Source organism: Aestuariivirga litoralis (genome assembly GCF_003234965.1).
Taxonomy (GTDB): domain Bacteria; phylum Pseudomonadota; class Alphaproteobacteria; order Rhizobiales; family Aestuariivirgaceae; genus Aestuariivirga; species Aestuariivirga litoralis.
On record NZ_QKVK01000007.1, the window covers coordinates 77,675 to 104,366 of the forward strand.

General features: G+C 66.7%; 23 protein-coding genes and 1 other RNA gene. 15 read left to right on the forward strand and 9 right to left on the reverse strand.

Annotation, left to right across the window (positions count from 1 at the left end; genetic code table 11):
• Positions 1 to 39: 39 nt before the first annotated feature.
• The 5 genes from DK847_RS15010 to DK847_RS15030 are packed head-to-tail and all read right to left on the reverse strand — an operon-like array spanning position 40 to position 3,086.
• On the reverse strand, positions 40 to 534 hold the full coding sequence (locus DK847_RS15010; RefSeq protein WP_111199345.1) for a dihydrofolate reductase: 495 nt from the start codon (positions 532 to 534) through the stop codon (positions 40 to 42).
• A complete protein-coding gene (locus DK847_RS15015; protein ID WP_161957301.1) occupies positions 531 to 1,007 on the reverse strand; it encodes a GNAT family N-acetyltransferase in 477 nt (158 codons plus the stop codon). Before DK847_RS15015 ends, DK847_RS15010 begins: the two co-directional genes overlap by 4 nt.
• Positions 1,004 to 1,480, reverse strand: coding sequence for a GNAT family N-acetyltransferase (locus DK847_RS15020; protein WP_111199347.1), 477 nt, complete (start codon positions 1,478 to 1,480; stop codon positions 1,004 to 1,006). Before DK847_RS15020 ends, DK847_RS15015 begins: the two co-directional genes overlap by 4 nt.
• Positions 1,477 to 2,295 (reverse strand): CPBP family intramembrane glutamic endopeptidase, encoded by an 819-nt coding sequence (locus DK847_RS15025; RefSeq protein ID WP_111199348.1) that lies wholly within the window; start codon positions 2,293 to 2,295, stop codon positions 1,477 to 1,479. The genes DK847_RS15020 and DK847_RS15025 overlap by 4 nt, the downstream gene beginning before the upstream one ends.
• Positions 2,292 to 3,086, reverse strand: a complete 795-nt coding sequence (locus DK847_RS15030; protein ID WP_111199349.1) for a thymidylate synthase — start codon at positions 3,084 to 3,086, stop codon at positions 2,292 to 2,294. The genes DK847_RS15025 and DK847_RS15030 overlap by 4 nt, the downstream gene beginning before the upstream one ends.
• Positions 3,087 to 3,134: 48 nt before the next feature.
• On the opposite strand from DK847_RS15030, the gene ssrA reads away from it, so the two are divergent.
• From ssrA to DK847_RS15060, 6 genes are all read left to right on the forward strand, one after another.
• Positions 3,135 to 3,496, forward strand: a transfer-messenger RNA (tmRNA) gene (gene ssrA / locus DK847_RS15035).
• A 615-nt stretch (positions 3,497 to 4,111) separates the two neighbouring features.
• Positions 4,112 to 4,639 (forward strand): SspB family protein, encoded by a 528-nt coding sequence (locus tag DK847_RS15040; protein WP_111199350.1) that lies wholly within the window; start codon positions 4,112 to 4,114, stop codon positions 4,637 to 4,639.
• An 8-nt stretch (positions 4,640 to 4,647) separates the two neighbouring features.
• Positions 4,648 to 5,601 carry a penicillin-insensitive murein endopeptidase gene (mepA, locus tag DK847_RS15045; protein ID WP_111199351.1) on the forward strand — a complete coding sequence of 318 codons (954 nt, stop codon included), beginning with the start codon at positions 4,648 to 4,650 and terminating at the stop codon, positions 5,599 to 5,601.
• 42 nt (positions 5,602 to 5,643) lie between these two features.
• Positions 5,644 to 7,530 carry a potassium transporter Kup gene (locus DK847_RS15050; protein WP_111199352.1) on the forward strand — a complete coding sequence of 629 codons (1,887 nt, stop codon included), beginning with the start codon at positions 5,644 to 5,646 and terminating at the stop codon, positions 7,528 to 7,530.
• Positions 7,531 to 7,552: 22 nt separating this feature from the next.
• The gene (locus tag DK847_RS15055) at positions 7,553 to 8,485 is read left to right on the forward strand and encodes a CehA/McbA family metallohydrolase (RefSeq protein WP_111199353.1); all 933 of its coding nucleotides are present in this window, start codon (positions 7,553 to 7,555) and stop codon (positions 8,483 to 8,485) included.
• Positions 8,486 to 8,625: 140 nt separating this feature from the next.
• The gene (locus DK847_RS15060; RefSeq protein WP_111199354.1) at positions 8,626 to 9,816 is read left to right on the forward strand and encodes an MFS transporter; all 1,191 of its coding nucleotides are present in this window, start codon (positions 8,626 to 8,628) and stop codon (positions 9,814 to 9,816) included.
• On the opposite strand, the gene DK847_RS15065 is transcribed toward DK847_RS15060, so the two are convergent.
• A complete protein-coding gene (locus DK847_RS15065; protein ID WP_111199355.1) occupies positions 9,766 to 10,953 on the reverse strand; it encodes an MFS transporter in 1,188 nt (395 codons plus the stop codon). The two genes, DK847_RS15060 and DK847_RS15065, sit on opposite strands and share 51 nt — an antisense overlap.
• Positions 10,954 to 11,046: 93 nt before the next feature.
• On the opposite strand from DK847_RS15065, the gene fumC reads away from it, so the two are divergent.
• The 3 genes from fumC to DK847_RS15080 are packed head-to-tail and all read left to right on the forward strand — an operon-like array spanning position 11,047 to position 12,823.
• A complete protein-coding gene (gene fumC / locus DK847_RS15070) occupies positions 11,047 to 12,435 on the forward strand; it encodes a class II fumarate hydratase (protein WP_111199356.1) in 1,389 nt (462 codons plus the stop codon).
• Positions 12,435 to 12,611 (forward strand): DUF4169 family protein, encoded by a 177-nt coding sequence (locus DK847_RS15075; RefSeq protein WP_425358695.1) that lies wholly within the window; start codon positions 12,435 to 12,437, stop codon positions 12,609 to 12,611. The genes fumC and DK847_RS15075 overlap by 1 nt, the downstream gene beginning before the upstream one ends.
• Positions 12,611 to 12,823 (forward strand): ribbon-helix-helix domain-containing protein, encoded by a 213-nt coding sequence (locus DK847_RS15080; protein WP_111199358.1) that lies wholly within the window; start codon positions 12,611 to 12,613, stop codon positions 12,821 to 12,823. The genes DK847_RS15075 and DK847_RS15080 overlap by 1 nt, the downstream gene beginning before the upstream one ends.
• 171 nt (positions 12,824 to 12,994) lie before the next feature.
• On the opposite strand, the gene DK847_RS15085 is transcribed toward DK847_RS15080, so the two are convergent.
• Together DK847_RS15085 and DK847_RS15090 are read right to left on the reverse strand one after the other, a co-directional pair.
• Positions 12,995 to 16,807, reverse strand: coding sequence for an AsmA family protein (locus DK847_RS15085; RefSeq protein WP_111199359.1), 3,813 nt, complete (start codon positions 16,805 to 16,807; stop codon positions 12,995 to 12,997).
• On the reverse strand, positions 16,807 to 18,198 hold the full coding sequence (locus tag DK847_RS15090; RefSeq protein WP_111199360.1) for an FAD-binding oxidoreductase: 1,392 nt from the start codon (positions 18,196 to 18,198) through the stop codon (positions 16,807 to 16,809). The genes DK847_RS15085 and DK847_RS15090 overlap by 1 nt, the downstream gene beginning before the upstream one ends.
• A 35-nt stretch (positions 18,199 to 18,233) precedes the next feature.
• Here DK847_RS15090 and DK847_RS15095 point away from each other — a divergent pair, with 35 nt between their 5' ends.
• From DK847_RS15095 to DK847_RS15105, 3 genes are all read left to right on the forward strand, one after another.
• Entirely contained in the window at positions 18,234 to 18,719 is a 486-nt protein-coding gene (locus DK847_RS15095; RefSeq protein ID WP_111199361.1) for a thioesterase family protein, read from the forward strand.
• Positions 18,720 to 18,804: 85 nt separating this feature from the next.
• On the forward strand, positions 18,805 to 18,999 hold the full coding sequence (locus tag DK847_RS15100) for a hypothetical protein (protein WP_111199362.1): 195 nt from the start codon (positions 18,805 to 18,807) through the stop codon (positions 18,997 to 18,999).
• A gap of 57 nt (positions 19,000 to 19,056) precedes the next feature.
• Complete coding sequence (locus DK847_RS15105) at positions 19,057 to 21,414, forward strand: ATP-dependent helicase (protein ID WP_111199363.1); 2,358 nt, start codon at positions 19,057 to 19,059, stop codon at positions 21,412 to 21,414.
• A 56-nt stretch (positions 21,415 to 21,470) separates the two neighbouring features.
• Here DK847_RS15105 and DK847_RS15110 read toward each other — a convergent pair whose 3' ends face one another.
• The gene (locus DK847_RS15110; protein WP_111199364.1) at positions 21,471 to 22,862 is read right to left on the reverse strand and encodes a DHA2 family efflux MFS transporter permease subunit; all 1,392 of its coding nucleotides are present in this window, start codon (positions 22,860 to 22,862) and stop codon (positions 21,471 to 21,473) included.
• A gap of 249 nt (positions 22,863 to 23,111) precedes the next feature.
• On the opposite strand from DK847_RS15110, the gene DK847_RS15115 reads away from it, so the two are divergent.
• The 3 genes from DK847_RS15115 (at position 23,112) to DK847_RS15125 (ending at position 26,691) form a co-directional block, all read left to right on the forward strand.
• Positions 23,112 to 24,923 (forward strand): ABC transporter ATP-binding protein, encoded by a 1,812-nt coding sequence (locus DK847_RS15115; RefSeq protein WP_111199506.1) that lies wholly within the window; start codon positions 23,112 to 23,114, stop codon positions 24,921 to 24,923.
• A 66-nt stretch (positions 24,924 to 24,989) separates the two neighbouring features.
• The gene (locus DK847_RS15120) at positions 24,990 to 25,649 is read left to right on the forward strand and encodes a YiaD family glycine zipper/OmpA-like lipoprotein (protein WP_111199365.1); all 660 of its coding nucleotides are present in this window, start codon (positions 24,990 to 24,992) and stop codon (positions 25,647 to 25,649) included.
• A gap of 28 nt (positions 25,650 to 25,677) precedes the next feature.
• On the forward strand, positions 25,678 to 26,691 hold the full coding sequence (locus DK847_RS15125; RefSeq protein WP_342634764.1) for a 50S ribosomal protein L11 methyltransferase: 1,014 nt from the start codon (positions 25,678 to 25,680) through the stop codon (positions 26,689 to 26,691).
• Position 26,692: the final 1 nt, after the last annotated feature.

Genomic DNA, 26,692 nt, shown 5'->3' on the forward strand with positions numbered 1-26,692 from the left:
AGGAAGGCTGCGGCGGAATGTCCACGCCGGGCCGGAACCTTAACTTTTTGTCATGCGGTCGAGAATGCGCAGCGTGAAGGCGGCGGTGTCCCGCTCGCCCCGCGGGTGAAGCTCGCGCCCCACCTCGCGCCATTCATCCGGCGAAACGGGCGGGAAATGCGTGTCGCCCTCGACATCGAGGTCGACCTCGGTGAGGTAGAGCCGGTCGACCAGCGGCCAGAACAGGCGGTAGATCTCGCCACCGCCGATCACCGCGACTTCCGGTGCATCACCGGCCAGGCGCAGCGCCTCCTCCGGGGTGGCGGCCACCTCCACGCCCTCCGGCACGAAGCCCCTCTGGCGGGTGATGACGATGTTGCGGCGGCCCGGCAGCGGCTTCCGGGGCAGGCTTTCCCAGGTCTTGCGGCCCATGACCACGGGCTTGCCCATGGTGATCTCCTTGAACCGCTTGAGGTCGGAGGAGATGTGCCAGGGCAGCCCGCCCTCGCGGCCGATCACCCCGTTCCGCGACACCGCGACGACATAGGAGATCATGAGGCGAGCCTTTCCAGCGCTTCGCCCTCGAGGATGCAGTGGCAGTTGCCGTCCTCGATCACGGCACCCGCCTCGGCGTAGAGGCGGCGGGCCTCACCGTTCCATGCCATCAGCAGCCAGTGAAGACGTGGCGCGCCGCGGTCCAGCACAAAGCGCGCCATGGCCCTGAGGAGTGCCGAGCCGATGCCCTTGCGGCGATAGTCCGGCAGAACCGAGATGTCTTCCATGTAGATGGTTTCGCGCCCGATGAAGGTGGAATAGCTGCGCTGCCACGTTGCACAGCCCGCCGGTTCGCCGTTCCAGCAGGCAATGAGTGCGCCGTTGATGGCGGCGGGGTCGGCGAGGAACTTCTCGTAATCCTCCGGCTGCGCGGAGAAATGCGCTTCATAACCGTGATGCTCGGCCAGGGCGCGGATCATGCGGGTGAGCGTTGCGCCGTCGCCGGCCACGGCAGGGCGGATGGTGATGCTCATGAGGCCAGTGCCTCCAGTTCGGGGCCCGAGACGCGGAACACCGTCCATTCGTCCATCGGCCTTGCTCCGAGCGCACGGTAAACGGCGATCGAGGGCTCGTTCCAGTCCAGCACCCACCATTGCAGGCGGGGCAGGCCCTCGTCGACGCAGCGCCGGGCGAGCGTCTTCAGCAGCGCCTTGCCGATGCCCCGCCCGCGCATGTGGGGCTCGACGAAGAGGTCCTCGAGATAGATCCCGGCCTTCCCCGCGAAGGTGGAGAAGTTGTAGAACCACAGGGCGAAGCCCACGGCCTCGCCGTTCCAGAAGGCGAGATCGCAGTGGCAGCGCGGCGCGGGGCCGAAGAGGCCCTCGCGCAGGTCGGCCTCCCGCGCCGTCACCTCATGTGCCAGCTTCTCGTAGTCGGCGAGCTTCCGGATGAAGGCGAGGACCAGCCCCTCCTCGCCCGGGCGCGCCGGCCTGATCTCCAGCGTCATGGCACGCCTGCCGCGTTGAAGAAGATGAGCAGCGCATAGAAGCCGTTCCACACGCCATGGCAGAGGACGGTGAGCCACAGGCTGCCGAAGCGATACATCATCCAGCCGAAAAACAGGCCCATGACGAAGATCAGCCCGATCGACAGCCACGGCTCGGTGACATGCAGCAGCGACCACAGGGCGGCGGTCACCACCGTGGTGCCGGCGACGCCGAGCCTCGTCTGCGAAAGCGCGGAGAACAGCTGGCCGCGGAAGATCAGCTCCTCCGCCAGTGGTGCGCCGATGGCGATCGAGGGGAAGACCAGCGCGAAGAGCCAGGGCGTGTTGGCGATGTCGAACATCGCCTCCTTCACCGCACCGGCAGAGCCGGTCTTGGGCGATTCGCCGTGCGGGCCCGGCGTGTACTGCGAGATATCGACCTGGAACACCAGCACGATGAGCATGATGGCGGCATACATTGCCAGCATGAAGCCGATGATCAGCACCGCCACGCCGAGCGGCGTGAGGCGCGGCCAGTGCAGGGCCAGCACCTCGCGGCGCACCCCGCCGCGCAGGCCCGCCAGCCAGTAGCCGAGCGCAAAGACGATGAGCGAGGCCGGAAAGATCGACACCAGCGCCACCTTGGTGAGGGCGGGCGTGACGCCCGGTGCGAGCTTGAAGAACATCAGGCCCGCCACCACGAAAACCGCCTGCAGCGCCTGGTGCAGCACCATCAGCACCACGGCGACGGCCAGCGAGTACCACAGGCCCGTGGCATTGTCAGGCCAGTAGCCGCGGCGGAACAGCCCGCCGGAAAAATCCTCGCCCAGCTTCATACGGCCACGGGTGCGGCGATATGGGGATGGGACTGGTAATTGACGATCTCGAAATCCTCGAAGCGGAAATCGAGGATGTCCTTCACGTCGCGCCTGATGACGAGGCGCGGCAGCGGCATGGGCTCGCGCGCCAGCTGCTCTTCCGCCTGTTCGAGGTGATTGAGGTAGAGGTGCGCATCGCCCAGCGTGTGGACGAAGTCGCCGACCCTCAGCCCCGTCACATGCGCCACCATGTGGGTGAGCAGCGCATAGGAGGCGATGTTGAAGGGCACGCCCAGGAAGATGTCGGCCGAGCGCTGGTAGAGCTGGCAGGAGAGCTTGCCGTCGGCCACGTAGAACTGGAACAGGCAGTGGCAGGGCGGCAGCGCCATGCGGTCCACATCCGCCGGGTTCCAGGCGGTGACGATGAGGCGGCGGGAATCCGGGCTCGTCCTGATCCGGGCGATCACGTCCGAGAGCTGGTCGATGGCGGACCCGTCCCGCGCCGGCCAGGAACGCCACTGGGCGCCATAGACGGGGCCGAGATCGCCGTTCTCGTCGGCCCACTCGTCCCAGATGGTGACCTTGTTGTCGCGCAGGTACCGGACGTTGGTGTCGCCGCGGATGAACCACAGGAGTTCGTGGATGATGGAGCGCAGGTGCAGCTTCTTGGTCGTCACCAGCGGGAAGCCCTGCGTGAGGTCGTAACGGCTCTGCCAGCCGAAGACCGAGAGGGTGCCGGTTCCGGTGCGGTCGTCCTTGCGGTGGCCGTGGGCGAGCACGTGCCGCATCAGGTCGTGATACTGCTTCATGGCCGGAGCCTAGACGATTCCGCCGGGCGACACAAAGAGGGGCAAGTTTCCCTTCCCTTCGCCCGGGGCGGCCCCTATATTTGAGCTGTCACGCCGCAAGGCATGACTATGGCGATAAACGGTGATCGTAATAAACCTTTCGGACCCGGGGGCAGTACCCGGCGCCTCCACCACAGACCGCTGCGGGACAGCGGCCTCTGCTGGGGGCGAACCAGGATCGACGAGGGTGTAAAGGGTTGCTTTTTGCCCGTGATGGTACCGACGTTATCGGGCTAAACATATAGTTGCCAACGACAACTATGCTCCGGTCGCGGTGGCTGCGTAAGCAGCCTGAGCAACCGAAATCAAAGTCCTTGGGCTTAGCCGCTTAAGGCGGGGTTCGCCGGCACCTGGCAACAGAAGCCGGCACTTTCCCCTCCTCATCCATGTTCGTCCTGAAGCGCGCCGCCGGACCCTCCTTCAGTGGCCTCCTGGCGCAAGAACGATTGCAGATGCGCTACGGCCCGTAGGGCGCGGGTGTCGGTCCCGGTGCCGGGCCAGGCTCCGGCCCTGCCCCCGACCCGGTCTCGGTGCCTGCCGGTGTCAGGCCGAACTGATAATAGGCGCAGCCCTGAAGCGAATAGGTGGTGGGGCGCGCCTCGTCCCGTCGGCATGGCCAATCGATTTCATCTGCGGCAGCCGCACCATTGAGGGAAGCCAGGGTTGTGCCCGTGAGGGCGCCCAGCAGGCAAAGAGTCCAGGATGTCTTGTGTTTTGCTGTCATGGTGGGCGCACAGCTACACCACGCGCAGAACAATCCACAACCAGTGGATGGTTAATTGCCGGGGGTTTGGCGGGCGAAATGTGAAAGAAAGGTTAATCATCGGGGCGCCACGCGCCCGCACGCTGGCAGGATTACCAGCATGGCCGTCCACGGGTCCCGCCGGCCAGCCAGAGGTGGACGGGTTGCCGGATGGCTTTGCCTCCCCTGCGCGGCTATGCTACCCCGCCAGACACCATTCGACAGAGACGCCGGAATCGCCCGCATGCCCGATGACTTGATGCGCTATGACCTGCTCGCCCAGAATGCCCTGAAGGGCGTCGTGCGCGAGGCGCTGCGCATTGCCGAGACGCAGGGGCTGCCCGGCGAGCACCACTTCTACATCGCCTTCAACACCCGCGCGCCGGGCGTCGAACTCTCCGAGAAGATCGCCGCGCGCTACCCGCGCGAGATGACCATCGTGCTGCAGCACCAGTACTGGAACCTGAAGGTGCATGACGACCGTTTCGAGGTCGAACTCTCCTTCGACAACGTGCCGGAGCACCTGGTCATTCCCTTCGACGCGGTGAAGGGCTTCCTCGACCCTGCGGTGCAGTTCGGCCTGCAGTTCGAGACCCAGGCGGCGGCGCGCCCGCGCGAGGTGGAGGCACCGAAGCCGGCTGCGGCCCGGGCGGAAGCCCACCCCGCCCCCGCCCCTGCCGCCGCATCCGGCACCGACGACGAGACCGAGGACGGCCCCCTGGCGGACGAGCCTGCCAAGGTCGTGTCACTCGACCAGTTCCGCAAGAAGTGAGGGCGCTGATGAAGAGACATCTCCTCATTGCCGCGGCGGTCATCGCCGCAGGGCTTGGCATTGGCGCAGCCGCATGGTCGCAATCGCCCTATGACGTGCGGGCGCTGGCGGCACTCTCCGACAAGGAGCTGATGAAGCTGCCTGCCAAGAAGCTGTTCTCGAGCTTCACCACGCCAGCCAGCACCATGAAGTCGCGCCCCATCGGCTTTTATTCCAAGGGCTGCCAGGCTGGCGCCGTGGCGCTGCCGGTGGACGGGCCGGCATGGCAGGTGATCCGCCTGTCGCGCAACCGCAACTGGGGCCAGCCGCAGCTGGTGGACCTGATCGAACGCCTCGCCGTCGAGGCCAAGGCCAATGACGGCTGGAACGGCCTCCTCGTGGGCGACATGTCCATGCCGCGCGGCGGCCCGATGCCGTCGGGCCATGCCAGCCACCAGGTGGGACTCGATGCCGACATCTGGTTCAAGCAGATGCCCGACCACAGGATGACGGCCAAGGAGCGCGAGAACATCAAGCCGGAGGTGCTGGCACCAACGCGCCACAGCGTCGACAAGGCCTTGTGGTCGGAAGCCCATGCCCGGCTGCTGAAGCGTGCCGCGTCCTACCCCGAGGTGGAGCGCATCTTCGTCAATCCGCCGATCAAGGCGGCGCTGTGCAAGTGGGCGACGGGCGACCGCTCATGGCTTGCCAAGGTGCGGCCCTACTACAATCACAACTACCACTTCCACATCCGCATCGCCTGCCCGGCCGGCTCGACCAAGTGCAAGCCGCAGCCTCCAGTAGCCATGGAAGACGGCACCGGCTGCGGCAAGGACCTTGCCTACTGGATGGGCAATGCGCCGTGGAAGCGCATCGAGCACCCGCCGCCGGAGAAGAAGCCGACGAAGCCGGTGAAGCCGCCCGCGCCATTGACTCTGGCATCGTTTCCTGCTGAATGCCGCGCCGTCGTGACGGCGGAATAGCCGGACGGTAGAAACAGGGGCCAGCGCCGGTGGCGCGCATCCATGAATAACACCGAAGCGCAACCGCACGGCGCCAGCAAGGCCTCCCTCAAGCTTGCCTATGCCTCGATCGGCGTGGTCTTCGGCGACATCGGCACGAGCCCGCTCTATGCCATGCGCGAGGCGCTGCACCCCGTCGTGGCCTCCGGCGCCGACCTGCGCGAGGCGGTGCTGGGCGTCGCCTCGCTGCTGCTCTGGGCGCTGATCCTCATCGTCACGCTCAAATACGTGTTCTTCCTGATGCGCGCCGACAACAAGGGCGAAGGCGGCATCCTCTCGCTCGTGGTGCTGGTGGAAACCCTGCTCCGCCGCAAGGGTGGCTTCGTGCTGGCGCTCGGCATCATCGGCGCGGCGTTCTTCTTCGGCGATGCGATGATCACCCCGGCCATGTCGGTGCTCTCCGCCGTCGAGGGCCTGAAGGTGGTGAATCACCATTTCGAACCCTATGTGGTCCCCCTCACGCTGGCCATCCTGATCTCGCTGTTCCTGTTCCAGTACAAGGGCACGGCGGGTGTCGCGCAGCTCTTCGCGCCGATCACCATGGTGTGGTTCGCGACGCTCGGCGTGATGGGCCTGTTCCACATCTCGGACGACCTCGAGATCTTCCACGCCTTCGACCCGATGCACGGCCTCGGCATGCTGATCGACCGGCCCGGCCTGGCGCTGCTCGTCTTCGGCGGCGTGTTCCTCGCCGTCACCGGCGGCGAGGCGCTTTATGCCGACATGGGCCATTTCGGGGCGAAGCCCATCCGCATGGCCTGGCTTGCCGTGGTGTTCCCCGGCCTCATCCTCAACTACCTCGGCCAGGGCGCCTTCATCATCTCGCACCCCGAGGCGGTGACCAACCCGTTCTTCCTCATGGTGCAGGGCTGGATGGTGATCCCGCTGGTGCTGCTTGCCACCGCAGTCACGGTGATCGCGTCGCAGGCCGTGATCACCGGCGCCTTCTCGATCGCCCAGCAGGCCATGTCGCTGGGCCTCTTCCCGCGCATGGGCATCACCCACACCAGCGAGACCGAGCAGGGCCAGATCTATGTCGGCCAGATCAACTGGATGATCCTCGTGGGCGTGGTCATCCTCGTCCTCGTGTTCCAGTCATCGTCCAACCTCGCCTCGGCCTATGGCATCGCGGTCAACACCTCGATGCTGGTCGACACGGTGCTGGCCTCGATCTTCTTCTGGAAATCGCGCAACCTTCCGGTCTTCATCGTGCTGCCCGCCCTCGCCGTGATCTTCGTGATCGAGGCCACCTTCCTCGCCGCCAATGGCCTGAAGCTCGCCAATGGCGGCTATGTGCCCGTGCTGATGGGCGCCACCATCATCCTGCTCATGGTGACCTGGATGAGGGGCCGCCAGGCGCTGACCGACAAGCTGAAGAAGGAGTCGGTGGAGCTGATCCCGCTGCTCGAAAGCCTCGAGCGCCGCCAGCCGACGCGCGTCGCCGGTGCGGCCGTCTTCCTGCAGACGGACCCCGTCTATGCCCCCTCCGCACTCATGCACAACCTGAAGCACAATCGCGTGCTGCATGACCGCCTCGTCTTCATCACCGCCGAGACCACGAGCCAGCCGCGGCTCGAGGGCGAGGACCGCGTGGTGGTGAAGCAGCTGCCGCTGGGCGCCTGGCTGGTGGAGGCGCGCTTCGGCTACATGGAGCAGCCGGACGTGCCCAAGGCACTGCGCGCCTGCGCCGAATTCGGCCTCGAGATCGACCCGCGCCATGCGTCATACTTCCTTGGCCGAAGGGTCATACGCATGTCGGCCAGGTCGTCGCTGCCTTTCTGGCAGCAGCGGCTGTTCATCATGATGGCGAACCAGTCGTCGCGCGCCATCGAGTTCTTCCGCATTCCGCCCGACCGCGTGGTCGAGCTCGGCATGCAGATGAGCGTCTGACCCCCAAGCCCAGGATTTTCACATGGCCCTTCTCGCCCCCTTCTCCGCTCCAGGCCGCTTCTGGCGCGGCAACCTGCACACGCATTCGAACCTGTCGGACGGCGCGCTCGAGCCGAAGCAGGTGGTCGATGCCTACAAGAATGCAGGCTATGACTTCATGCAGCTCTCCGAGCACTTCATCGAGCACTTCGACTTCCCCATCGCCGACACCCGGCCCTTCCGCTCCAACAGCTTCACCACGCTGCTGGGCGTCGAGCTCCATGCGCCGGAAACCCAGGTGGGCGAGCTCTGGCACATCGTGGCCGCCGGCCTGCCGCTGGATTTCCCGAGGAACCTGCCCGGCGAGACGGGCGCCCAGCTCGCCCGCCGCGCGCGCGAGGCCGGTGCCTTCATCGGCATCGCGCATCCCGCCTGGTCGCAGCTGACGATCGAGGACGGCCGCGCCATCGACGCGGCGCATGCAGTCGAGATCTACAACCATGGTTGTGCCATCGAGAATGACCGCGGCGACGGCTGGTACCTCGCCGACCAGCTGTTCACCGAAGGAAAGCGTCTCACAGCTTTCGCGACGGATGACGCGCATTTCAAGGGACCTGACTATTTCGGCGGCTGGGTGCATGTGAAGGCCGAGAGCCTCGACCCCGATGCCCTGCTCGAAAGCCTGAAGAAGGGCCTCTATTATTCGAGCATGGGGCCGCAGCTCCATGCGATCGAGATGAACGGCAAGGAAATCTCGATCTCCTGCTCGCCGGTCGACACCATCACCGTGGTCTGCGGCACATCGCGCAGCGCGGTGCGCATCGGCAAGGCCATCACCGAGGCGAGCTTCGACCTCGCCAAGCTCGAGAAGGGCTGGCTCCTCAGGAAGACCAGCCCGTGGTTCCGCGTCACCGTGATCGACGGCGCGGGCAAGCGTGCATGGAGCAATCCGATCTGGTGGGACGAGATCGGCTGAGGGCTGATGACAGGCCGCGACGCACCTCCAACAGTCATCGTCGCCGGGCTTGACCCGGCGATCCTTTTCGCGGGCCCCGCAAAGGATGCCCGGGACGAGCCCGGGCATGATGGCCGGAGGGTGTTGGCACGGACGAAGCCATGAGCCGCATGCCCCTCTGGCTCGTCATCTGCGGCCTGGGCCTTACCCAGATCATCGGCTGGGGCACCACCTACTACATGCTGGGGGCCCTCTCGCAGGACATTGCGCAATCGACGGGCTGGTCCGGCACGCTGATCTTCGGCGCCTTCTCGGCCGCACTGCTGCTGAGCGGGCTCATCTCGCGCCAGGGCGGGCGGCTGATCGACCGGATCGGCGGCCGGCGCGTGATGATCGCGGGCTCGCTCTGTGCGGCGGCGGGGCTCGGGGTGATGGGGCTGTTTCCGCATCCCGCAGCCTACGTCATCGGCTGGCTGGTGCTCGGACTTGCCATGCGCTTTGCGACCTATGATGCGGCCTTCGCCAGCCTCACCCAGATCGTCGGGCAAGGCGCGCGCCGCGCCATCTCCTACCTCACGCTGTTCGGCGGACTCGCCTCCACCGTGTTCTGGCCGGTGAGCCATTACCTGGCACTCAACATCGGCTGGTCGCACACGCTGCTCGCCTACGCTGCACTGAACCTCTTCGTCTGCCTGCCGATCCACTGGGCCGTGCTGCATGCGGCAAAGGGCGACCGCGCAGCTGAGCGCGTGGCCGATCCCGTCGGCAAGCCGCATCTCGAGGGTCGCGGACGGCGTGTCGCGATCACGCTGTTTGCCACGGCGCTCGCCTTGAACGGCCTCGTCTTCTCCGCCATCTCGGCCCATGCCGTGCCGCTGTTCCAGGGGCTGGGCTTTGCCGGCGACGAGGCGGTGTTCATGGCCGCCCTCATCGGGCCCTCGCAGGTGGCGAGCCGCATGGGCGAGATCCTGATGGGGCGGCGGCTCACGCCGATGCAGCTCGGCCTCATCGCCTTCGGGCTGCTGCCCGTCGCGGTGGGCCTGTTCGCGCTGATGGGCTTCTCGTGGCCTGCCGCCATCCTCTTTGCCGTGCTCTACGGTGCGTCGAACGGGCTCGTCACCATCGCCAAGGGCGCGGTGCCGCTGATGCTCTTCGGCACGCGTGGCTATGGCGAGGTGCTGGGCGTCATCTCGGCGCCGAACCTGATCCTCAATGCAGCGGCCCCCCTGCTCTTCGCGCTGCTGCTGGGTATGGTGTCGGCGCAGACGTCGCTCCTCATCGCGGGTGCTGCGGCCCTCGCCTCAACCCTGTTCATGCTGTGGCTGGCGCGGCTTCACCCACGAGAGGCCTAGCAGCGTGAGGATGGCGAAGCCGGCACCGGCGAGGAAGGTGGCGGCAGGGCCCGATACATCCCACAACACGCCCGCGAGCACGCTGCCGACCAGCAAGGCCAGACCACTGGCGAGATTGAACAGGCCGAAGGCCGTGCCGCGCAGCGCCTTTGGTGCCGTGTCCGCCACCATGGTCGAGAGCCCGCCCTGGGTGAGGCCCATGTGCAGGCCCCACAGCGCGACGCCGATTATCATCGAGATGATGGAATGGCCGAAGGCCAGCACGAGATCGGCGACGATGAGCACCAGCAGGCCGGCAACGAGAAGCCCGCGCCGCCCGACACGGTCCGACAGCGCGCCTGCCGGATAGGAGGCGAGCGAATAGACGAGGCTCATCACCACCATCACCATCGGCACCCAGGCATTGGAGAGGCCCGTGGCAGAGGCCTTGAGCACGAGGAAGGCTTCCGAGAAGCGGGCGAGCATCATCATGGCACCCACTGCCGTCACCTCCCAGAAGGCGCGGCCGAGGGACGAGGCCGTGCGGAGGTCGAAGCCGGGCTTCTTCTCGCCCTGCTCGCGATGCGGCGCCTCCTCGACGCCGAAGGCAAGCAAGGCGACGGCGATGAGGGCGGGCACGCAAGCCACCCACATCACGCTCCTCAGGTCGAACATCAGCACCGACATGAGCAGGATGGCGATCAAGGGGCCTGCGAAGGCGCCCACCGTGTCGAGCGACTGGCGCAGCCCGAAGGCCGCTCCCCGCAGTTGCGGCGGCGCGATGTCTGCCACCAGCGCATCGCGCGGCGCGCCGCGGATTCCTTTGCCCACCCGGTCGATGAAGCGCGCGGCGAAGACCGATTCTACCGAGGTGGCGAGCGGGAAGAGCGGCTTCACCACCGCCGCGAGGCCGTAGCCCAGGAGCGCCAGCCCCTTGCGGCTGCCCCAGCGGTCGCTGAGCACGCCCGAGAACAGCTTCGAGATCTGGGCGGTGGCCTCGGCAAGCCCCTCGAGAAGGCCCAGAAGTGCGGCGGAGGCGCCCAGCGTTCCGACCACGAAGAGCGGCAGGATGGCGTGGATCATCTCGGACGACACGTCCATGAAAAGGCTGACGAATCCCAGCATCCAGATGCCGCGGGGCAGGTTCTTGGGCAACATCTGGTCAACTTCCGTCTGACTGGCGTGTGCGGGTGCGAAGTGATAATCAGCCCCCCGAAACCTTTCCGCAATATGCTGAATTCGAGGACTGCCATGAGCAAGACCCGCACCGAGACGGACACCTTCGGCCCCATCGAGGTCGACGCCACGAAATACTGGGGTGCGCAGGCGCAGCGCTCGATCGGCAATTTCAAGATCGGCTGGGAGAAGCAGCCGCTGCCCGTCGTCCGCGCACTGGGCATCGTGAAGCGTGCGGCCGCCGAGACCAACATGGCGCTCGGGCGCCTCGACCCCAAGGTCGGCGAGGTGATCGTCAAGGCCGCGCAGGAGGTGATCGACGGCAAGCTCGACGAGCACTTCCCCCTCGTCGTGTGGCAGACGGGTTCGGGCACCCAGTCCAACATGAACGCCAACGAGGTGATCTCGAACCGCGCGATCGAGATGATGGGCGGCGAGATGGGCTCCAAGAAGCCCGTGCACCCCAATGACCACGTCAACATGAGCCAGTCGTCCAACGACACCTATCCCACCGCCATGCACATCGCGGCGGCGGAAGAGGTGCAGCACCGGCTGATCCCGGCGCTGAAGCACCTGCACAAGGCGCTCGACGCCAAGGCGCGCGAATGGAGCCACATCATCAAGATCGGCCGCACCCATACGCAGGATGCGACACCGCTGACGCTGGGCCAGGAATTCGGCGGCTATGCCCAGCAGGTGCTGAATGGCATCAAGCGCATCGAGATGACCATGCCGATGCTGATGGAACTGGCCCAGGGCGGCACCGCGGTGGGCACCGGCCTCAATGCACCCGTCGGCTTTGCCGAGATGGTGGCCGACAGGATTGCGAAGATCACCGGCATGCCCTTCACCTCCGCCCCCAACAAGTTCGAGGCACTCGCCGCCCATGACGCGATGGTGATGACGCATGGCGCCATCAACACGGTGGCCGTGTCGCTGTTCAAGATCGCCAATGACGTGCGCCTGCTGGGCTCCGGCCCGCGTTCGGGCCTCGGCGAACTGTCGCTTCCCGAGAACGAGCCGGGCTCGTCGATCATGCCGGGCAAGGTGAACCCCACGCAGTGCGAGGCCCTCACCATGGTCTGCGTGCAGGTCTTCGGCAACCAGGCGGCCCTGAGCTTCGCCGGCAGCCAGGGGCATTTCGAGCTCAACGTCTACAACCCCGTCATGGCCTACAACTTCCTGCAGTCGGTGCGCCTGCTCTCCGATGCGGCGACGAGCTTCACCGACAATTGCGTCGTGGGCATCGTGGCGCGCGAGGACAACATCAAGCGCGCACTCGACAACTCCCTCATGCTGGTGACGGCACTGGCGCCGAAATACGGCTACGACCGCGCCGCCAAGATCGCCAAGACCGCGCACAAGAACGGCACCACGCTGCGCGAGGAGGCGGTGAAGGACGGCATCCCGGGCGACGACTTCGACGCTATCGTGCGCCCCGAGGACATGATCGGGCCGAAGTGATGGGCGAGATCGTCAGCCTCAAGCTCCACCGCAAGCGGAAGGAACGCGCCGCGAAGGAGGAGACCGCCGCGGAGAACCGCGCGCAGTTCGGCCGCAGCAAGACCGAGAAGACGCTGACGGAGGCGAAGAACGACAAGGCCGCCAAGGACCTCGACCAGCACAAGCGCGAGGAGTGATGGCACAGGACCTCAAGCGGTCACTCACCATCGCGGGGCACCGAACGTCGTTGTCGCTTGAGCCGGAATTCTGGGAGGCCCTGCAGAAAGCGGCGCTCAGGCGCAAGCTGACGGCGGCCGCCCTTGTGGCCGAGATCGATCAGGCCCGGGGCGACAGGAATTTATCCAGCGCGGTGCGGGTCTGGTTATTGAAGGAGGCGGAGCGCAGGTAGTTCGCCGCCACGTTACCCAATGATGCCCGTCACCCCAGCGAAAGCTGGGGCCCAGCTTTGTTTCCGCGCATCCCCCCTCTCGCCATCGCCGGGATGACGGCTTGGTGGATGACGGCCTGGGGGATGACGGCTCTCGGGAATGACGGCTTGCAGGGACGATAGTGGCAACGGTTACTGCGAAAACGACCGGTCCGGCGGCGGTGAGACGATCACCGGGGCGCCGGGCGGCTTGGCGAGGATCACCGGGCCAATCTTCTGTGGCTTGCGCGCGGGCGCGGGCCTTGCGGGTGCGGGTTGCGGAGTGGCCTCCCCGCTCTGTCCGAAGGTGGGTTTCGCGGCGGCGGCCTCCGCCAGCCTGCGCCAGGTCCTCACCTCGCGCAGGCGCTGGCGGATTTCCTGCTTGTTGATCTCGGCATTGGCGGCATGCTCCGCCTCGATCTGGCGGCGCAGGCGGTCGGCCTCCATCACCTGCATCTCGGCCTGCACCTTGAGCTCGCGGCGGCGCAGCAGCAGCTCGTCGCGCTGGGCGTAATAGGCCTGGAGACGGGCCTCGTCCTCGGCCCGCTGCTGTTCCTCCAGCTTGGCGAGGCGGGCCTGTTCCTGCTGCAGGCGCTCGAGCTCGTTGATGCCCTCCTGCATGATGGTGACGCCGAGCGAGGTGGCGATCTCGGAATTGTTTTCGCTGCGCACCAGCGCCATGGGCGGGCCGGCATAGGCGATGCTCATCGGCGGAAGGCCCGGCCTGGCCTTGAGCGCAAGGCCGACATCCACGTCGATCTCGCCCTGCGCGAGGTCGGCGACGGTCGTCACCGTCACGTCGGCGTCACCGTCGGTGTGGGTGAGCGGCGCGAAGCTCATCTCGCCGCCTGCAAGGGTGATCGGACCGCTGACAGCGCCGAACTCCAGCCCCGGCCCCTCGCGCATGGCCGCGAAGGCCGCACCGATGCCGCTGGCATCCTTGGCGGCCGCAAGCGCTGCCGTGAAGGCAGCGGGCGCGACGCCCGTGAGCCGCACGCCATCGAGGGTGAAGCTGCCCTGCCCCTGCGCAGCGGCCAGCGCCGCGACGGGGCTGCGCCCCTCGCTCGTGAAGCTGAGCGCCACCTCGCCCTTGCCGCTGGCGACGGGAGCGCCGGAGGCAAGTGCCAGCTGCTGCGCGAGGTTCACCGGCAGGCGAAGCTTGCCCGACAGCTGGCGGCTTTCACCGGTGCCGGAGGAGGTGAGGTCGAGCTGGGCGTCGCGGCCTTCCGCATCCTTGCCCAGCATCGCGAAGTGGATTTCGCCGGGCTTTGCCGCGATGCCGACGGAGGCACTCTGCGCCGTGAAGGCCCGGTGCACCTCGAGGGTGGCGGGGGTCAGCCACAGTTGCCCGGTGAGCCCGAAGGGCAGCGCCGTGGCAAAGCCGGTTTCCAGCCCCGTCAGCGGCCCCGACCAGTCGAGAAAGCTGCTGGCCAGCAGGTCTGCAAGGCGCAGCGTGCCGGTCTGCAGGCGGGCATCGAGCACCATGGCGGAGGTGAGGCTCGCGTCACCGCTGAAGGCCGCGGTGCCGAGGCGGCCTGCAAGGCCGGAGAGGCTCCACTTGCCGTCGCCCCAGGCCAGCTGCGCATCGCCCACCAGCACGCCGCCCGCCGCGCCGCTCAACGGCATGCCGGTGGCGGCCAGCAGCGGTGCGGCGTCGGTGGCGCGCAGCGACAGCTTGCCCCCCAGGCCATAACCGTCCTGCAGCGGATTGACGGTGCCCTGGTAATCCAGCCGCCCGCCGTATGCCTGCAGCGTGGCGGTGGTGGCGAAGCCCGCGGCAAGGCTTCCCTCGAGGTCGATGGCGAGGCTGCCCGGCATCGCGTCCTGCCCGGCAGGCGAAAGTCCGAACAGGCCCAGAATGCGCGACGAGGTGGGCGCCCCGATCCGCGCCGTGCCAGTGAGGCGGTTGTCGGCGGCGACGCTGGCCGTGGCCGAGACGGTGAGCTGGCCCGCCGTGCCGCCGGCCTTGAGCGTGGTGAGCGAGCCGCCCTCGCCCGGCTTCACCGCAAGATCGGCGCGCAAGGCCGTGGCACCGAGGTTGCGGGCCCAGGGCGGCAGGCCGTCGCCACCGGCAAGACCCATCAGCCGGATGAGCTGGCCCGGATCATCGGCCTTGACGTCGAGGCTGACCGAACCATCAGCCCCCCGGCCATTGTCGAGGATGAGGCCCGAGGCCGTGACGCTGGCGCCACCCACCGCGCCGATGTTGAGGGCGCGCAGGTCCATGCCGTTGGCGCCGGATTGCAGGTCGAGGGCCACGTCCTGCGCCGACACGCCGTTCATCAGCAGTTCGCCGGTCCTGACCTTGAGGCGCAGGTCCGGCGCATCGGGGCGCGGCAGCACGACGCCGAGCACGCCCCCGGCCCCCTGCTCCGCCGCGGCCTGGACGGCGGGAATGCCCTGCGGGGCATAGGCGTCGAGATCGAAGCGGCGGCTCTCGAGGTCGAGATCCACCGCCCCGCGGCCGGCGGCGGTGACCGCCAGCGCCCCGGTGCCCGCTTCACCGTCGAGCTCGAAGGCGCTGCCGGTGAGGCGCAGGCCCTGCGGCGTGAGGCTCAGCCCCGTCTGCAGTTTCAGCCGGCCGCGGCTGCCGGTCCACAGGGGCCCCAGGCTGTCGCGCGCGCCGGGCCAGAGCCACAGCACGAATTCGCGCAGGTCATTGGCCTCGAGCCCGAGGTCACCCGCGAGCTCGCCGCCGCCGGGTGCGGAGAAATAGCTGCCCTTGAACAGCATTTCGCTGCGCCCTGGAAGGCCGGAGGCGAAGCGTTCGATGCGCAGGCGCTGGCGGTCGGCCGTCACTGCCAGTGCCACATTGTCGAAGGTCTGGCCGCCGCTCCTCAGCGAGGTGACGCTGGCCCGCCCGTCGAGGCTCATGTCCTTCGGCAGCAGGGCGAGGAGGCTGTCGATTACGGCGAGGCTTCCGGCCTCGCGCAGCACGTCACGCGACTTGGCACCGGCGAGTTCGTCGAGATCGAGGATCGAGGCCGAGAGATCGGCCCTGGCATCGATATGGCGGCCAAGGCGCAGCGAGGCCGAGCCCGTGGCGATCGCCGTGGCATCGCCCGGGTCGTCATGGGCCACCTGGATGTCGGTGAAGTCCACCTGGTCGAAATTACCCCGGGCCTTGGCCGTGAAGATGAGCGGCCTCAGCTGGCCCTCGGCATCGCCCTTGCCGTCGTCGCGCTGCGCGGGGGCCACCTGCACGTCGCCCTGGGCGAAACCATCCCTGTAGGCGCCGTCGAAGCTGTAGACCTTGCCGGAATTGTCCGCTGCCTGGAACTTCACCCCGAACAGGAAGGGCTGGCCCTTCACGAAGGCCGCCGTGTTGAAGGCGATGGTGACCGGCCTGTCGTCATAGACCGCGCGCGCGCGCAGGCGCCATGGGCCGGCGACGCCGGGCGAGGCCACGTCGGCGCTGATGTCGTCGAGCGACACGGTTTCGCCGCGGCGGCGGTCGCGGAAGGTCAGCGTGCCGCCGGCCAGCGTGATCTTGTCGAGCCTCACCCGCGAGAGGATGTCGCTGTTGACGAGATCGGCCGAAGGCTGGAGCACCCAGTTGCCCTCGCCCGTTTCAAGCCGTTCGAAATTGACCTGCGGGTCCTGGATGTCGATGCTCTCGACGTCGATGCCGCCCTGCAGCAGGCCCTGCAGCGTCATGTGAACGGTGAGGCGCGAGGCGGTGGCGAAGTCCCGCACATCCATGCCCTCGGGGCTCGCCACCCGCACATCCTCGACGGTGAGGCGCGGCCAGGGGAACAACCGTGCCGACACCGCGCCGTCGATGCTCACCGCCCGGCCGGTCAGCTTCCGGCCATAGGCTTCGAGATCGGCGCGGTAGGCGTTCCAGTCGACGATGAAAGGTGCCGCCAGCAGACCCACCACGGCAATCACCAGCAGGATGCCGAGATAGAGCACGGGGGATTTCCAAACCGTGCGGCCGGAACGCTGTCGCCTGGCGGGTGGCATCAGAGGGCGGCGTTCTTGCCGGGGTTCATGATGTTCTTCGGGTCCAGCGCGCGCTTGATCTCCTGCATGAAGGCGAGTGCGGGGCCATGCTCCTTCTGCAGATAGGAGCGCTTGCCCGCACCGATCCCGTGCTCGCCGGTGCAGGTGCCGCCCATGGCGATCGCCCGGTCGATCATGCGGCCATAGACCTCCTTCACGCGCTTGTACTCCTCCGCATCCGAACGGTCGCAATAGAGCACCACGTGGAAATTGCCGTCGCCGACATGGCCGACGATGGGGCCATAGAGATTGTTGGCGGCAAGGTCCGCCTGCGTCTGCGTCACGCAATCCGCCAGCCGCGAGATCGGCACGCAGACGTCGGTGGCGAAGGACTCCTTGCCGGGCATCAGCGCCTTGGTGGCCCAGAAGGCATCGTGCCGCGCCTGCCACAGCTTCTGCCGGTCCTCTTCCCTGGTGGCGATGCTGTAGGGGCCGCCGCCCAGGTCTTCTGCAATCGCCGCGAAGGTTTCCGCCTGCTCATGCGCCGAGGCCTCGGTGCCGTGGAACTCGAGGAAGAGCGTGGGCGTCACCTTGAGGTCGAGGTTGGAATAGGCGTTGAAGGCCTTCACGTGCTCGGCATCGACGAGTTCGATGCGGGCCACGGGAATGCCCATCTGGATCGCCGTGATGGTGGCCTTGCAGCAGGCCTCGACACTGGGGAACGGGCAGACGGCGGAGACGATGGCTTCGGGGATGCCATAGAGCTTCAGCGCCACCTCGGTGATGACGCCGAGCGTTCCCTCGGAGCCGACAAGGAGACGGGTGAGGTCATAGCCGGCCGAGGACTTCTTGGCGCGCGTACCCGTGCGGATGATCTCGCCATTGGCCATCACCGCGGTGACGTTGAGGACGTTCTCCCGCATCGTGCCGTAGCGCACGGCATTGGTGCCCGACGCGCGCGTCGCCGTCATGCCGCCGAGCGAGGCATCCGCGCCGGGATCGACGGGGAAGAACAGGCCCTGGTCGCGCAGGTGCGCGTTGAGCTGCTTGCGGGTCACCCCCGCCTCGACCCGGCAGTCGAGATCGGCCGTGTTGACCTCGAGGATGTGGTTCATCTGGCTGAGGTCGATGGAGATGCCGCCGAAGGGGGCGGAGAAATGCCCCTCGAGCGATGTGCCGGTGCCATAGGGGATGACCGGGGTGCCGTGCTGGGCGCAGGTCGAAACGATGCGCTGCACCTCCTCCGTACTGTGCACGAAGGCCACGGCATCCGGGGGGGCGCCGGGGTTCCAGGTCTGGTCCTTGCCGTGCTGCTCGCGCACGGCGGGGGCGGTTGACAGGCGGTCGCCCAGCCATGCGCGCAGCTCGGCGATGGTCTGAGTTGTACTGTTCTTGGGAAGCGGGCTATCCATGGGGACGAAATTAACCGGAAACCGGAGTTTTTGCGATGGCTTATCCTGCGCCCTTCACGGGGTCGCTCCTGAAGGTGGAGGACCAGTGGGTCGACTACAATGGCCATTTCAACATGGCCTATTACAACGTGCTGTTCGACCGGGCGGGTGACGAGGCCTTCGCGGCGGTGGGGCTGGGGCCGGACTACGTGAAGGAGCGCAACAATTCCTTCTTCACGCTGGAATGCCACAACACCTATGTGCGCGAACTCCATGCCGGTGATTCGGTCCGGATCGAGACCCAGTTCCTCGACTGCGACGCCAAGCGCGTCCATTACGTCCAGCAGATGTTCCACGCCACCGAGGGCTGGCTCTCCTGCGTCACCGAGATCATCGTGATGCACATCGACATGGGGCTGAAGAAATCCGCCCCCTTCCCGGCCGATGTGATGGAAAAGATTCAAGCAATGTACGAGGCACACAAGGGCCTGCCGGTGCCGCCGCAGGTCGGGCACAAGATTGGAATCCCAAAAAAGGCGTAAGTTCAAAAGACGTCACATTCGCGCAACATTAACGGCGCATTAAGCCTCCATAAAGTGCAGACCAGCAACGAAGGAGGCGAGTATCATGAACACCGGTCTCAACCTGTTCGCGGAAGCGCTTGTTTTCGTTCACGGCAAGGGTGCCGAATCGGAAGCCGCCAAGCATGCCCAGATCTGCGAGCGCCTGGGCGACATGGAGACGGCGGAGACGTGGCGTCAGCTTCAGGGCGCGGTCAGGAGCCTGAAGCGCCCCGACTGCATGAGCCTCAGGGCCGCCTGAAGTTTCGCATTTCGTTCCCGACGCTCTATATAGGTCCCTAGGATTCGGACCTATCGGATGAGCAGCAAGAACTTCGACCTGAACGACTTCGGTGACGAGCAGCCGGCCCCCGCCATCAAGCCCGGGGGACTGGCCGCTCGCGCCATGGGTCAGCAGGCCGAACCGCCCTACCTCAAGGGCCTCAACCCCGAACAGCGCGCCGCGGTCGAGAACACCGATGGCCCCCTGCTCGTGCTGGCCGGTGCCGGCACCGGCAAGACCCGGGTGCTGACCACGAGGCTCGCCCACATCCTGGCCACCGGCAAGGCCTGGCCGGGGCAGCTCCTCGCCGTCACCTTCACCAACAAGGCGGCGCGCGAGATGCGCGACCGCATCGGGGCGCTGATCGGCGGCGCGGTGGAGGGCATGACCTGGCTCGGCACCTTCCATTCGATCGGGGTGAAGATCCTGCGCAACCATGCGGAGCTCGCGGGGCTCCGCTCCGGCTTCGCCATCCTCGACACCGATGACCAGATCCGGCTGCTGAAGCAGCTGCTCGAGGCCCATGACGTGGACGAGAAGCGCTGGCCCGCCCGGCAGCTCGCCTCGCTGATCGACGGCTGGAAGAACCGCGGCCTGACGCCTGAACGCGTGCCCGCCGGCGAGGCCGCGAGCTTCGGCCATGGGGGGCTGGGCGGCAAGCTCTATGCCGAGTACCAGCAGCGGCTGAAGGTGGTGAATGCCGCCGACTTCGGCGACCTGCTGCTCGAAGTCCTGCGCATCTTCCAGGAACACCCCGACGTGCTGAAGGAGTATCAGCGCCGCTTCAAGTACATGCTGGTGGACGAGTACCAGGACACCAACGTGGCGCAGTATCTCTGGCTGCGCCTGCTGGCGCAGGGCCACAGGAACATCTGTTGCGTGGGTGATGACGACCAGTCGATCTATGGCTGGCGTGGCGCCGAGGTCGACAACATCCTGCGCTTCGAGAAGGACTTCCCCGGCGCCAAGGTGATCCGCCTCGAACGCAACTACCGCTCGACGCCGCAGATCCTGGGCGCCGCCTCCGGCCTCATCGCCAAGAACGAGAGCCGGCTCGGCAAGACGCTGCACACCAACCGCGAGGATGGCGAGACCGTCACCGTGCGCGCCCATTGGGATGGCGACGAGGAAGCCCGCGTCATCGGCGAGGACATCGAGAATTTCCAGCGCAAGGGCGAGAAGCTCAATGACATGGCGATTCTGGTGCGCGCCTCCTTCCAGATGCGCGCCTTCGAAGACCGCTTCATCACGCTGGGCGTGCCCTATCGCGTCATCGGCGGCCCGCGCTTCTATGAGCGCGCCGAAGTGCGCGATGCGCTGGCCTATCTGAAGATCGTCGCATCGCCCGACAATGATTTGGCCTTCGAGCGCATCATCAACACGCCCAAACGCGGCATCGGCGACACCTCGGTGAAGCGCATGCATGCGATCGCGCGGGCGCAGGGGATCTCGCTCTACCGCGCGGCGGAGGCCATGTCGCTCACCGACGAGTTGCCCGCCAAGGCGCGCACGGCACTCCGGAAGCTCATCGAGAGCTTCAACCGCTGGCGCCAGATGGCGATGGGCATTCCCCACACCGAACTGGCGGAAATCGTTCTGGACGAGTCCGGCTACACCGAGATGTGGCAGAACGACAAGAGTCCGGAGGCGCAGGGCCGCCTCGACAACCTCAAGGAACTCGTGCGCTCCATGGGCGATTTCGAGAACCTGGCGGGTTTCCTCGAGCACATCGCGCTCGTCATGGACGTCGAGCAGTCGGCGGAGGAAGACAAGGTCTCGATCATGACCATGCATGGCGCCAAGGGCCTCGAATTCGGAACCGTGTTCCTGCCGGGCTGGGAGGAAGGCCTGTTCCCCTCGCAGCGCTCGCTCGACGAGAAGGGCCGCGCGGGGCTCGAGGAGGAGCGCCGCCTGGCTTACGTCGGCATCACCCGCGCCAAGCGCCGCGCCACCATCTCCTTCGCGCAGAACCGGCGCGTGCATAATCTCTGGCAGAATGCGCTGCCCTCGCGCTTCATCGACGAATTGCCGGAGATGCATGTCGAGGTGGCACCGATGGCAACGAGTTATGGCGGCTTCGGGCTGGGTACCTACGGCAAGAGCCGCTTCGACGACCAGACCAAGCCCTTCGGCAACACCTATTCGACGCCGGGCTGGCAGCGGGCGCAGCAGCGCTGGTCGGACGGCAAGGCCACCCGCTCCACGCCGCGCTTCATCGAGGGCGAAATGGTGGCGCGTGACACCGATGCCGTGAAATACGCAAAGGGCGAACGCGTCTTCCACGAGAAGTTCGGCTATGGCGTGATCAGCGCGGTGGAGGGCAACAAGCTCACCATCGACTTCGACAAGGCCGGCGAGAAGCGGGTGATCGACAGTTTCGTGACGCGCGCCTAGCAACTGCTTTTCGCGTCATCCCGGCGAAGACCGAGGCGACGACAACATGGAAATGATCAGGCCCCCGCCCGCTTCCCGCTCACTGCCTCGCCGGCAGCGGGCGACAGGGTGAGGAACTGCAGGCAGGCTGTCAGCGAACAGGCGGACACGACAGCGAAGGCGATGGTGAAGTCCATCGGCGTCAGCGCCGCCTCCGCACGCGACCATTGTGCGGCCTCCAGCACGAAGGCGGCGAGCACCACACCCATCGAGAGGGAGAGCTGCTGCACCACCGTGTAGAGGCTCGTCGCATAGCTTGCCTGCTGGTGGTCGACGTCGGAATAGGACATGGCGTTCAGCGCCGTGAACTGCAGAGAGCGCAGGAAACCGCCGGCAAAGAGCAGCGCGATCGCCAGCACATAGGGCGTCGATGACGAGAGCAGCCCCATGATCGAGATCGAGACGCTGGCGAGCAGCCCGTTGACGATCAGCAGCCTGCGGAAGCCGAAGCGGCGGATCATCTTCGCCGCACCCAGCTTCATCGAGATGGCACCCGCCGCGGCGACAAAGGTGATCATGCCCGACTGGAAGGCGCTCATGCCATAGGCCAGCTGGAACATCAGCGGCAGCAGGAAGGGCACCGCCCCCACGCCCACCCGGAACAGGCTGCCGCCGACCACGCCCGCGCGGAAGGTTTCGATGCGCAGCAGCGAGAGATCGAGGATCGGGTGCGGGGTGCGCCGCGCGTGAACCACGTAGAGGCCCACCAGCATCGCGCCCAACACGATGAGCAGCGTGGGCGTCCAGCCCGGCAGCAGGTCGCGGCCCAGGATGGTGAGGCCGAAGATGAAGGACGAGAGGCCGAGTCCGGAGAGCAGGAATCCCACCCAGTCGAGCTTCGGCACCGTGTCGACATGGGTATCGGGCATCAGCACCGTGGCCAGCACGAAGGCCAGGATGCCGAAGGGCAGGTTCATCCAGAACACCCAGCGCCAGCCCACGGTGTCGGTGATGAAGCCGCCGACGGGAGGCCCCACCAGGGGCCCGATGAGCGCCGGGATGGTGAGCCAGGCCAGCGCATCGACGAGTTCCGCCTTGGGCACGGTGCGCAGCAAAATGATGCGGCCGACCGGCACCATCATGGCCCCGCCGATCCCCTGCAGCGCGCGGGCCGCCACCAGGCCGCCCAGCGAATTGGCCATGCCGCAGGCCAGCGAGCCGAGCGTGAACACCGCAATCGCCACCCGGAACACCTGCCGCGAGCCGAAACGGTCCGCCAGCCAGCCGCTGATGGGAATGAAGACGGTGAGGCTCAAGAGATAGGTGGTGAAGGCCAGCTTCAGCACGATGGGGTCGGTTCCCAGCGACCTGGCGATGGCGGGGAGCGAGGTGGCGATCACCGTCGAATCCATGTTCTCCATGAACAGCGCGGAGGCGATGATGAGCGGGATCAGCCGGGACGACGACATGGCGACCAGATAACACGGGAAACGCCCCGCCCTTCATGCCGATAACGCAAAGGAGACTTGGCCGCGGGCGCCGGCCCCCGCCCCTTTCCGGCCCGAATTCCCGGGTTTATAAGGGCCTTCACACTGAATCAGGCCATTTGCAGCGCCCCTGCCCGTCCGCCCGCGCTGCCCCGGAGCATTTTCGTGACTGACCGTTTCTTCACCTGGCTCGAGTCGCTGGTCGACCCCTTCCCGCCCGAGCAACCCGGCATGCCGCCACAGGGCTTCCTCGCCTTCTGCTGGCATTACACCAGGCCGTTCTGGCCGCTGCTCCTTGTCTCGACGCTCCTTTCGGCGGTCATCGCCTTCCTGGAGGTCTACCTCTTCGCCTTCCTCGGCCAGCTGGTGGACCTGCTGACGGCGGCGAACCGCGACACGTTCTGGGCGGAGCACGGCACGCACCTCGTGATCATGGGCGCCATTGCGCTGATCCTGCTGCCGCTGCTCAACTTCTTTTCCGAGGCCGTCTCGCACCAGGGCCTGCGCGGCAATTATGCCATGCGCATCCGCTGGGTGGCGCACCGCTATGTGCTGCGCCAGTCGATGGACTTCTTCACCAACGACTTTGCCGGCCGCGTTGCCACCAAGGTGATGCAGACAGCCTTGGGCGTGCGCGACGCGGTGATGAAGTTCACCGAGGTGCTGGTCTATGTCGTGGTCTATTTCCTCGGCGCCCTCATTCTGGTGGCAACGGCCGACCGCTGGCTGATGATCCCGTTGCTGATCTGGCTCGCGGGCTATGCCGCGGCCTGCTGGTACTTCGTGCCGAAGCTCGGCAAGCTCTCCCAGCAACAGGCCGAGATGCGCTCGCTGGTGACGGGCCGCGTGGTCGACAGCTACACCAACATCCCGACCGTCAAACTCTTCGCCCATGCCGACCGCGAGGACACCTACGCGCGCGAGGGCATGGACTGGATGCTGAAGTCGGTGAACGACTCGATGCGCATGTCGACGCTGATGACCACCGCGCTGCAGGTGCTCTCGGGCGTGCTCATCTTCACCATGTCGGCCATGGCGATCTGGCTGTGGCACGCGGGCTCGATCTCGACCGGCGCCATCGCCTTCGCGGTGGGTCTCACGCTGCGGCTCAAGGCCATGTCGCAATGGATCATCTGGGAAGTGGCGGGCCTGTTCGAGAATGTCGGCGTCATCCAGGACGGCATCGAGACGATTGCCTGCGACCGCTCCATCAAGGATGCGCCGGATGCAAGGCCGCTGAGCGTCAAGAAAGGCGCCATCCTGTTCGATCACGTGACCTTCAACTACGGCAAGCCGCTTATCGGGCGCGACCGGCCGGTGCTGCAGAACCTCACGCTCTCCATCGCGCCGGGCGAGAAGGTCGGGCTCGTCGGCCGCTCGGGCGCCGGCAAGTCGACGCTCTCCAACCTGCTCCTGCGCTTCTATGACCTCGAGAAGGGCCGCATCCTCATCGACGGGCAGGACATCGCGCATGTGACGCAGGATTCGCTGCGCGCCGCGATCGGCGTCGTGACGCAGGACACCTCGCTGCTTCACCGGTCAGTGATCGACAATATCCGCTACGGCAAGCCCGATGCGACGATGGCGGAGATCGAGGCGGCGGCGCGCAAGGCCCATGCGGACGAATTCATCGCCACGCTGATGGACCCCAAGGGCCGCCGCGGCTACGAGGCGCATGTGGGCGAACGCGGCGTCAAGCTGTCGGGCGGCCAGCGCCAGCGCATCGCCATTGCCCGCGTGCTGCTCAAGAACGCGCCGATCCTGGTGCTCGACGAGGCCACCAGCGCGCTCGATTCAGAGGTCGAGCAGGCGATCCAGGAGAATCTTTATGCCCTGATGGAGGGCAAGACGGTGATCGCGGTGGCGCACCGCCTCTCCACCATCGCGGCCATGGACCGGCTGGTCATCATGGACAAGGGCGAAATCGTGGAAGACGGCACGCATCGCGAGCTTCTCGACAAGGGCGGGCTCTATGCCTCGCTGTGGCAGCGCCAGTCGGGGGGCTTCCTGCTCGAGGACGAGGACCTCGCGGCGGCCGAATAAACCTTCCTTTTACCTCATTGCCGCCATATCGCCGGGGGAATGGCGCAGTGTTGCAGTGGGGAAGACATGCTTCGCAAATTCGCGCTCGCGGCTTTGGCCGCCACTTTTCTCGCCGGCTGTTCGACCGATCCTTACACCGGTGAACAGAAGATCTCGAACACCGCCGTGGGCGCCACCGCAGGCGCCCTGCTCGGCACGGCCACGGGCCTCGTCATCGGCAAGACAACATCCGCCTCGACGCGGAAGTCGATGCTGATCGGCGCCGGGCTGGGCGCGCTCGCCGGCGGCGGCGTGGGCCTCTACATGGACAACCAGGAATCGAAACTGCGCGCCAGGCTGCAGGGCACCGGCGTGTCGGTCACCCGCATGGGCGACGACATCATCCTGAACATGCCGTCGAACGTCACCTTCGACACCGACCAGTCGGCCATCAAGCCGCAATTCTACGACACGCTGAATTCGGTGGCCCTCGTGCTGAACGAGTTCAACAAGACGCTCATCGACGTGACCGGCCACACCGATTCGACGGGATCGCCGCAGCACAACCAGCGCCTGTCGGAAGCCCGCGCCGCCTCGGTTGCCGACTACCTGGTGGCCCAGGGCAACAACCCCAAGCGCTTCCAGGTGCTCGGCATGGGCCAGAATGACCCGATCGCTTCCAACGCCACGTCCGAGGGCCGGGCGCAAAACAGGCGCGTCGAGATCAAGATCGTTCCGCTCACTTAGGAGGATGGCCGGGACACGCCCGGCCATGATGAATGTTTCGCCATCATGCGCGGGCTTGACCCGCGCATCCTTTTGGGCCCTAACCGCCTCCATGACCGAAGCCCGCTTTACCCTCACCATCCCGGCCCTGTCGCATGATGGCGCCAACGCCCTCGCCTCCGCTCTGGAGGAGAGCTTCCGTATCGACCCCATGGCCATCACCATCAACGAGACGGATGAGGCCAAGGCCTTGTGGGAGGTGGTGCTCTATTTCGAAAGCGAAGAGGAGGCGGAAAACGCGCGGAACCTCGGCGAGCTCAAGCACGGCCTCATCGCCCCCATGCCGCAGCAGGACTGGGTGCGCCAGTCGCTCGAGGGGCTGGCCCCCGTCACGGCAGGCCGTTTCTTCCTCCACGGCTCGCATGACCGGGAGCGCCGCCGCCCGGGCGGCATCTCGCTGGAGATCGACGCCGGTACCGCCTTCGGCACCGGCCACCACGGCACCACCGAAGGCTGCCTGATCGCACTGGACCGCATCCTGAAGCGCCGCCTGCCGGAGAACATCCTGGATGTGGGCTGCGGCACGGGCGTTCTCGCCATCGCCGCCGCCAAGGCCACCGGGCGCCCGGCACTGGCCAGCGACATCGACCCGGAAGCCGTGCGGGTGACCATCGCCAATGCGGCGCTGAACGGCGTCAAGCCGCTCATCGGCAGCTTCGTCGCGGCGGGCCTCAGCCACCCGCGCATCGCCGGCAACGGCCCCTATGACCTGATCTTCGCCAATATCCTGGCGCGGCCCCTGGTGGCGCTCTCCACCGGCCTTGCACGCGCCCTGATGCCCGGTGGCGACCTGATCCTCTCCGGCCTGACGCTGGAGCAGATGCGCTGGATCGAAGCCACCTATGAGTCGCGCGGGCTGGCGCTGGCAGGGCGGATCACGCGGGGCAACTGGGCCACCCTCGTGTTCACCCGCCCCAAAAAGCGAAAGCGCCCGGGCGGGAGGACACCCGGGCGCTCGGCTGTAGCCGGCTCCAGGGGAGCCGGCTGGGAGCTCGATTGCTGAG

What these genes read in the sequence shown, in the direction of transcription:
- DK847_RS15080 (WP_111199358.1), top strand. Translation starts at nt 12,611, where the DNA reads ATGGCACAGGACCTCAAGCGGTCACTCACCATCGCGGGGCACCGAACG.
- DK847_RS15050 (WP_111199352.1), top strand. Translation starts at nt 5,644, where the DNA reads ATGAATAACACCGAAGCGCAACCGCACGGCGCCAGCAAGGCCTCCCTC.
- DK847_RS15015 (WP_161957301.1), bottom strand. Translation starts at nt 1,007, where the DNA reads ATGAGCATCACCATCCGCCCTGCCGTGGCCGGCGACGGCGCAACGCTC.
- mepA (WP_111199351.1), top strand. Translation starts at nt 4,648, where the DNA reads ATGAAGAGACATCTCCTCATTGCCGCGGCGGTCATCGCCGCAGGGCTT.
- DK847_RS15105 (WP_111199363.1), top strand. Translation starts at nt 19,057, where the DNA reads ATGAGCAGCAAGAACTTCGACCTGAACGACTTCGGTGACGAGCAGCCG.
- DK847_RS15085 (WP_111199359.1), bottom strand. Translation starts at nt 16,807, where the DNA reads ATGCCACCCGCCAGGCGACAGCGTTCCGGCCGCACGGTTTGGAAATCC.
- DK847_RS15025 (WP_111199348.1), bottom strand. Translation starts at nt 2,295, where the DNA reads ATGAAGCTGGGCGAGGATTTTTCCGGCGGGCTGTTCCGCCGCGGCTAC.
- DK847_RS15095 (WP_111199361.1), top strand. Translation starts at nt 18,234, where the DNA reads ATGGCTTATCCTGCGCCCTTCACGGGGTCGCTCCTGAAGGTGGAGGAC.
- DK847_RS15010 (WP_111199345.1), bottom strand. Translation starts at nt 534, where the DNA reads ATGATCTCCTATGTCGTCGCGGTGTCGCGGAACGGGGTGATCGGCCGC.
- DK847_RS15065 (WP_111199355.1), bottom strand. Translation starts at nt 10,953, where the DNA reads ATGTTGCCCAAGAACCTGCCCCGCGGCATCTGGATGCTGGGATTCGTC.
- DK847_RS15120 (WP_111199365.1), top strand. Translation starts at nt 24,990, where the DNA reads ATGCTTCGCAAATTCGCGCTCGCGGCTTTGGCCGCCACTTTTCTCGCC.
- DK847_RS15115 (WP_111199506.1), top strand. Translation starts at nt 23,112, where the DNA reads ATGCCGCCACAGGGCTTCCTCGCCTTCTGCTGGCATTACACCAGGCCG.
- DK847_RS15020 (WP_111199347.1), bottom strand. Translation starts at nt 1,480, where the DNA reads ATGACGCTGGAGATCAGGCCGGCGCGCCCGGGCGAGGAGGGGCTGGTC.
- DK847_RS15090 (WP_111199360.1), bottom strand. Translation starts at nt 18,198, where the DNA reads ATGGATAGCCCGCTTCCCAAGAACAGTACAACTCAGACCATCGCCGAG.
- DK847_RS15100 (WP_111199362.1), top strand. Translation starts at nt 18,805, where the DNA reads ATGAACACCGGTCTCAACCTGTTCGCGGAAGCGCTTGTTTTCGTTCAC.
- DK847_RS15030 (WP_111199349.1), bottom strand. Translation starts at nt 3,086, where the DNA reads ATGAAGCAGTATCACGACCTGATGCGGCACGTGCTCGCCCACGGCCAC.
- DK847_RS15055 (WP_111199353.1), top strand. Translation starts at nt 7,553, where the DNA reads ATGGCCCTTCTCGCCCCCTTCTCCGCTCCAGGCCGCTTCTGGCGCGGC.
- DK847_RS15040 (WP_111199350.1), top strand. Translation starts at nt 4,112, where the DNA reads ATGCCCGATGACTTGATGCGCTATGACCTGCTCGCCCAGAATGCCCTG.
- DK847_RS15125 (WP_342634764.1), top strand. Translation starts at nt 25,678, where the DNA reads ATGAATGTTTCGCCATCATGCGCGGGCTTGACCCGCGCATCCTTTTGG.
- DK847_RS15075 (WP_425358695.1), top strand. Translation starts at nt 12,435, where the DNA reads ATGGGCGAGATCGTCAGCCTCAAGCTCCACCGCAAGCGGAAGGAACGC.
- fumC (WP_111199356.1), top strand. Translation starts at nt 11,047, where the DNA reads ATGAGCAAGACCCGCACCGAGACGGACACCTTCGGCCCCATCGAGGTC.
- DK847_RS15060 (WP_111199354.1), top strand. Translation starts at nt 8,626, where the DNA reads ATGAGCCGCATGCCCCTCTGGCTCGTCATCTGCGGCCTGGGCCTTACC.
- DK847_RS15110 (WP_111199364.1), bottom strand. Translation starts at nt 22,862, where the DNA reads ATGTCGTCGTCCCGGCTGATCCCGCTCATCATCGCCTCCGCGCTGTTC.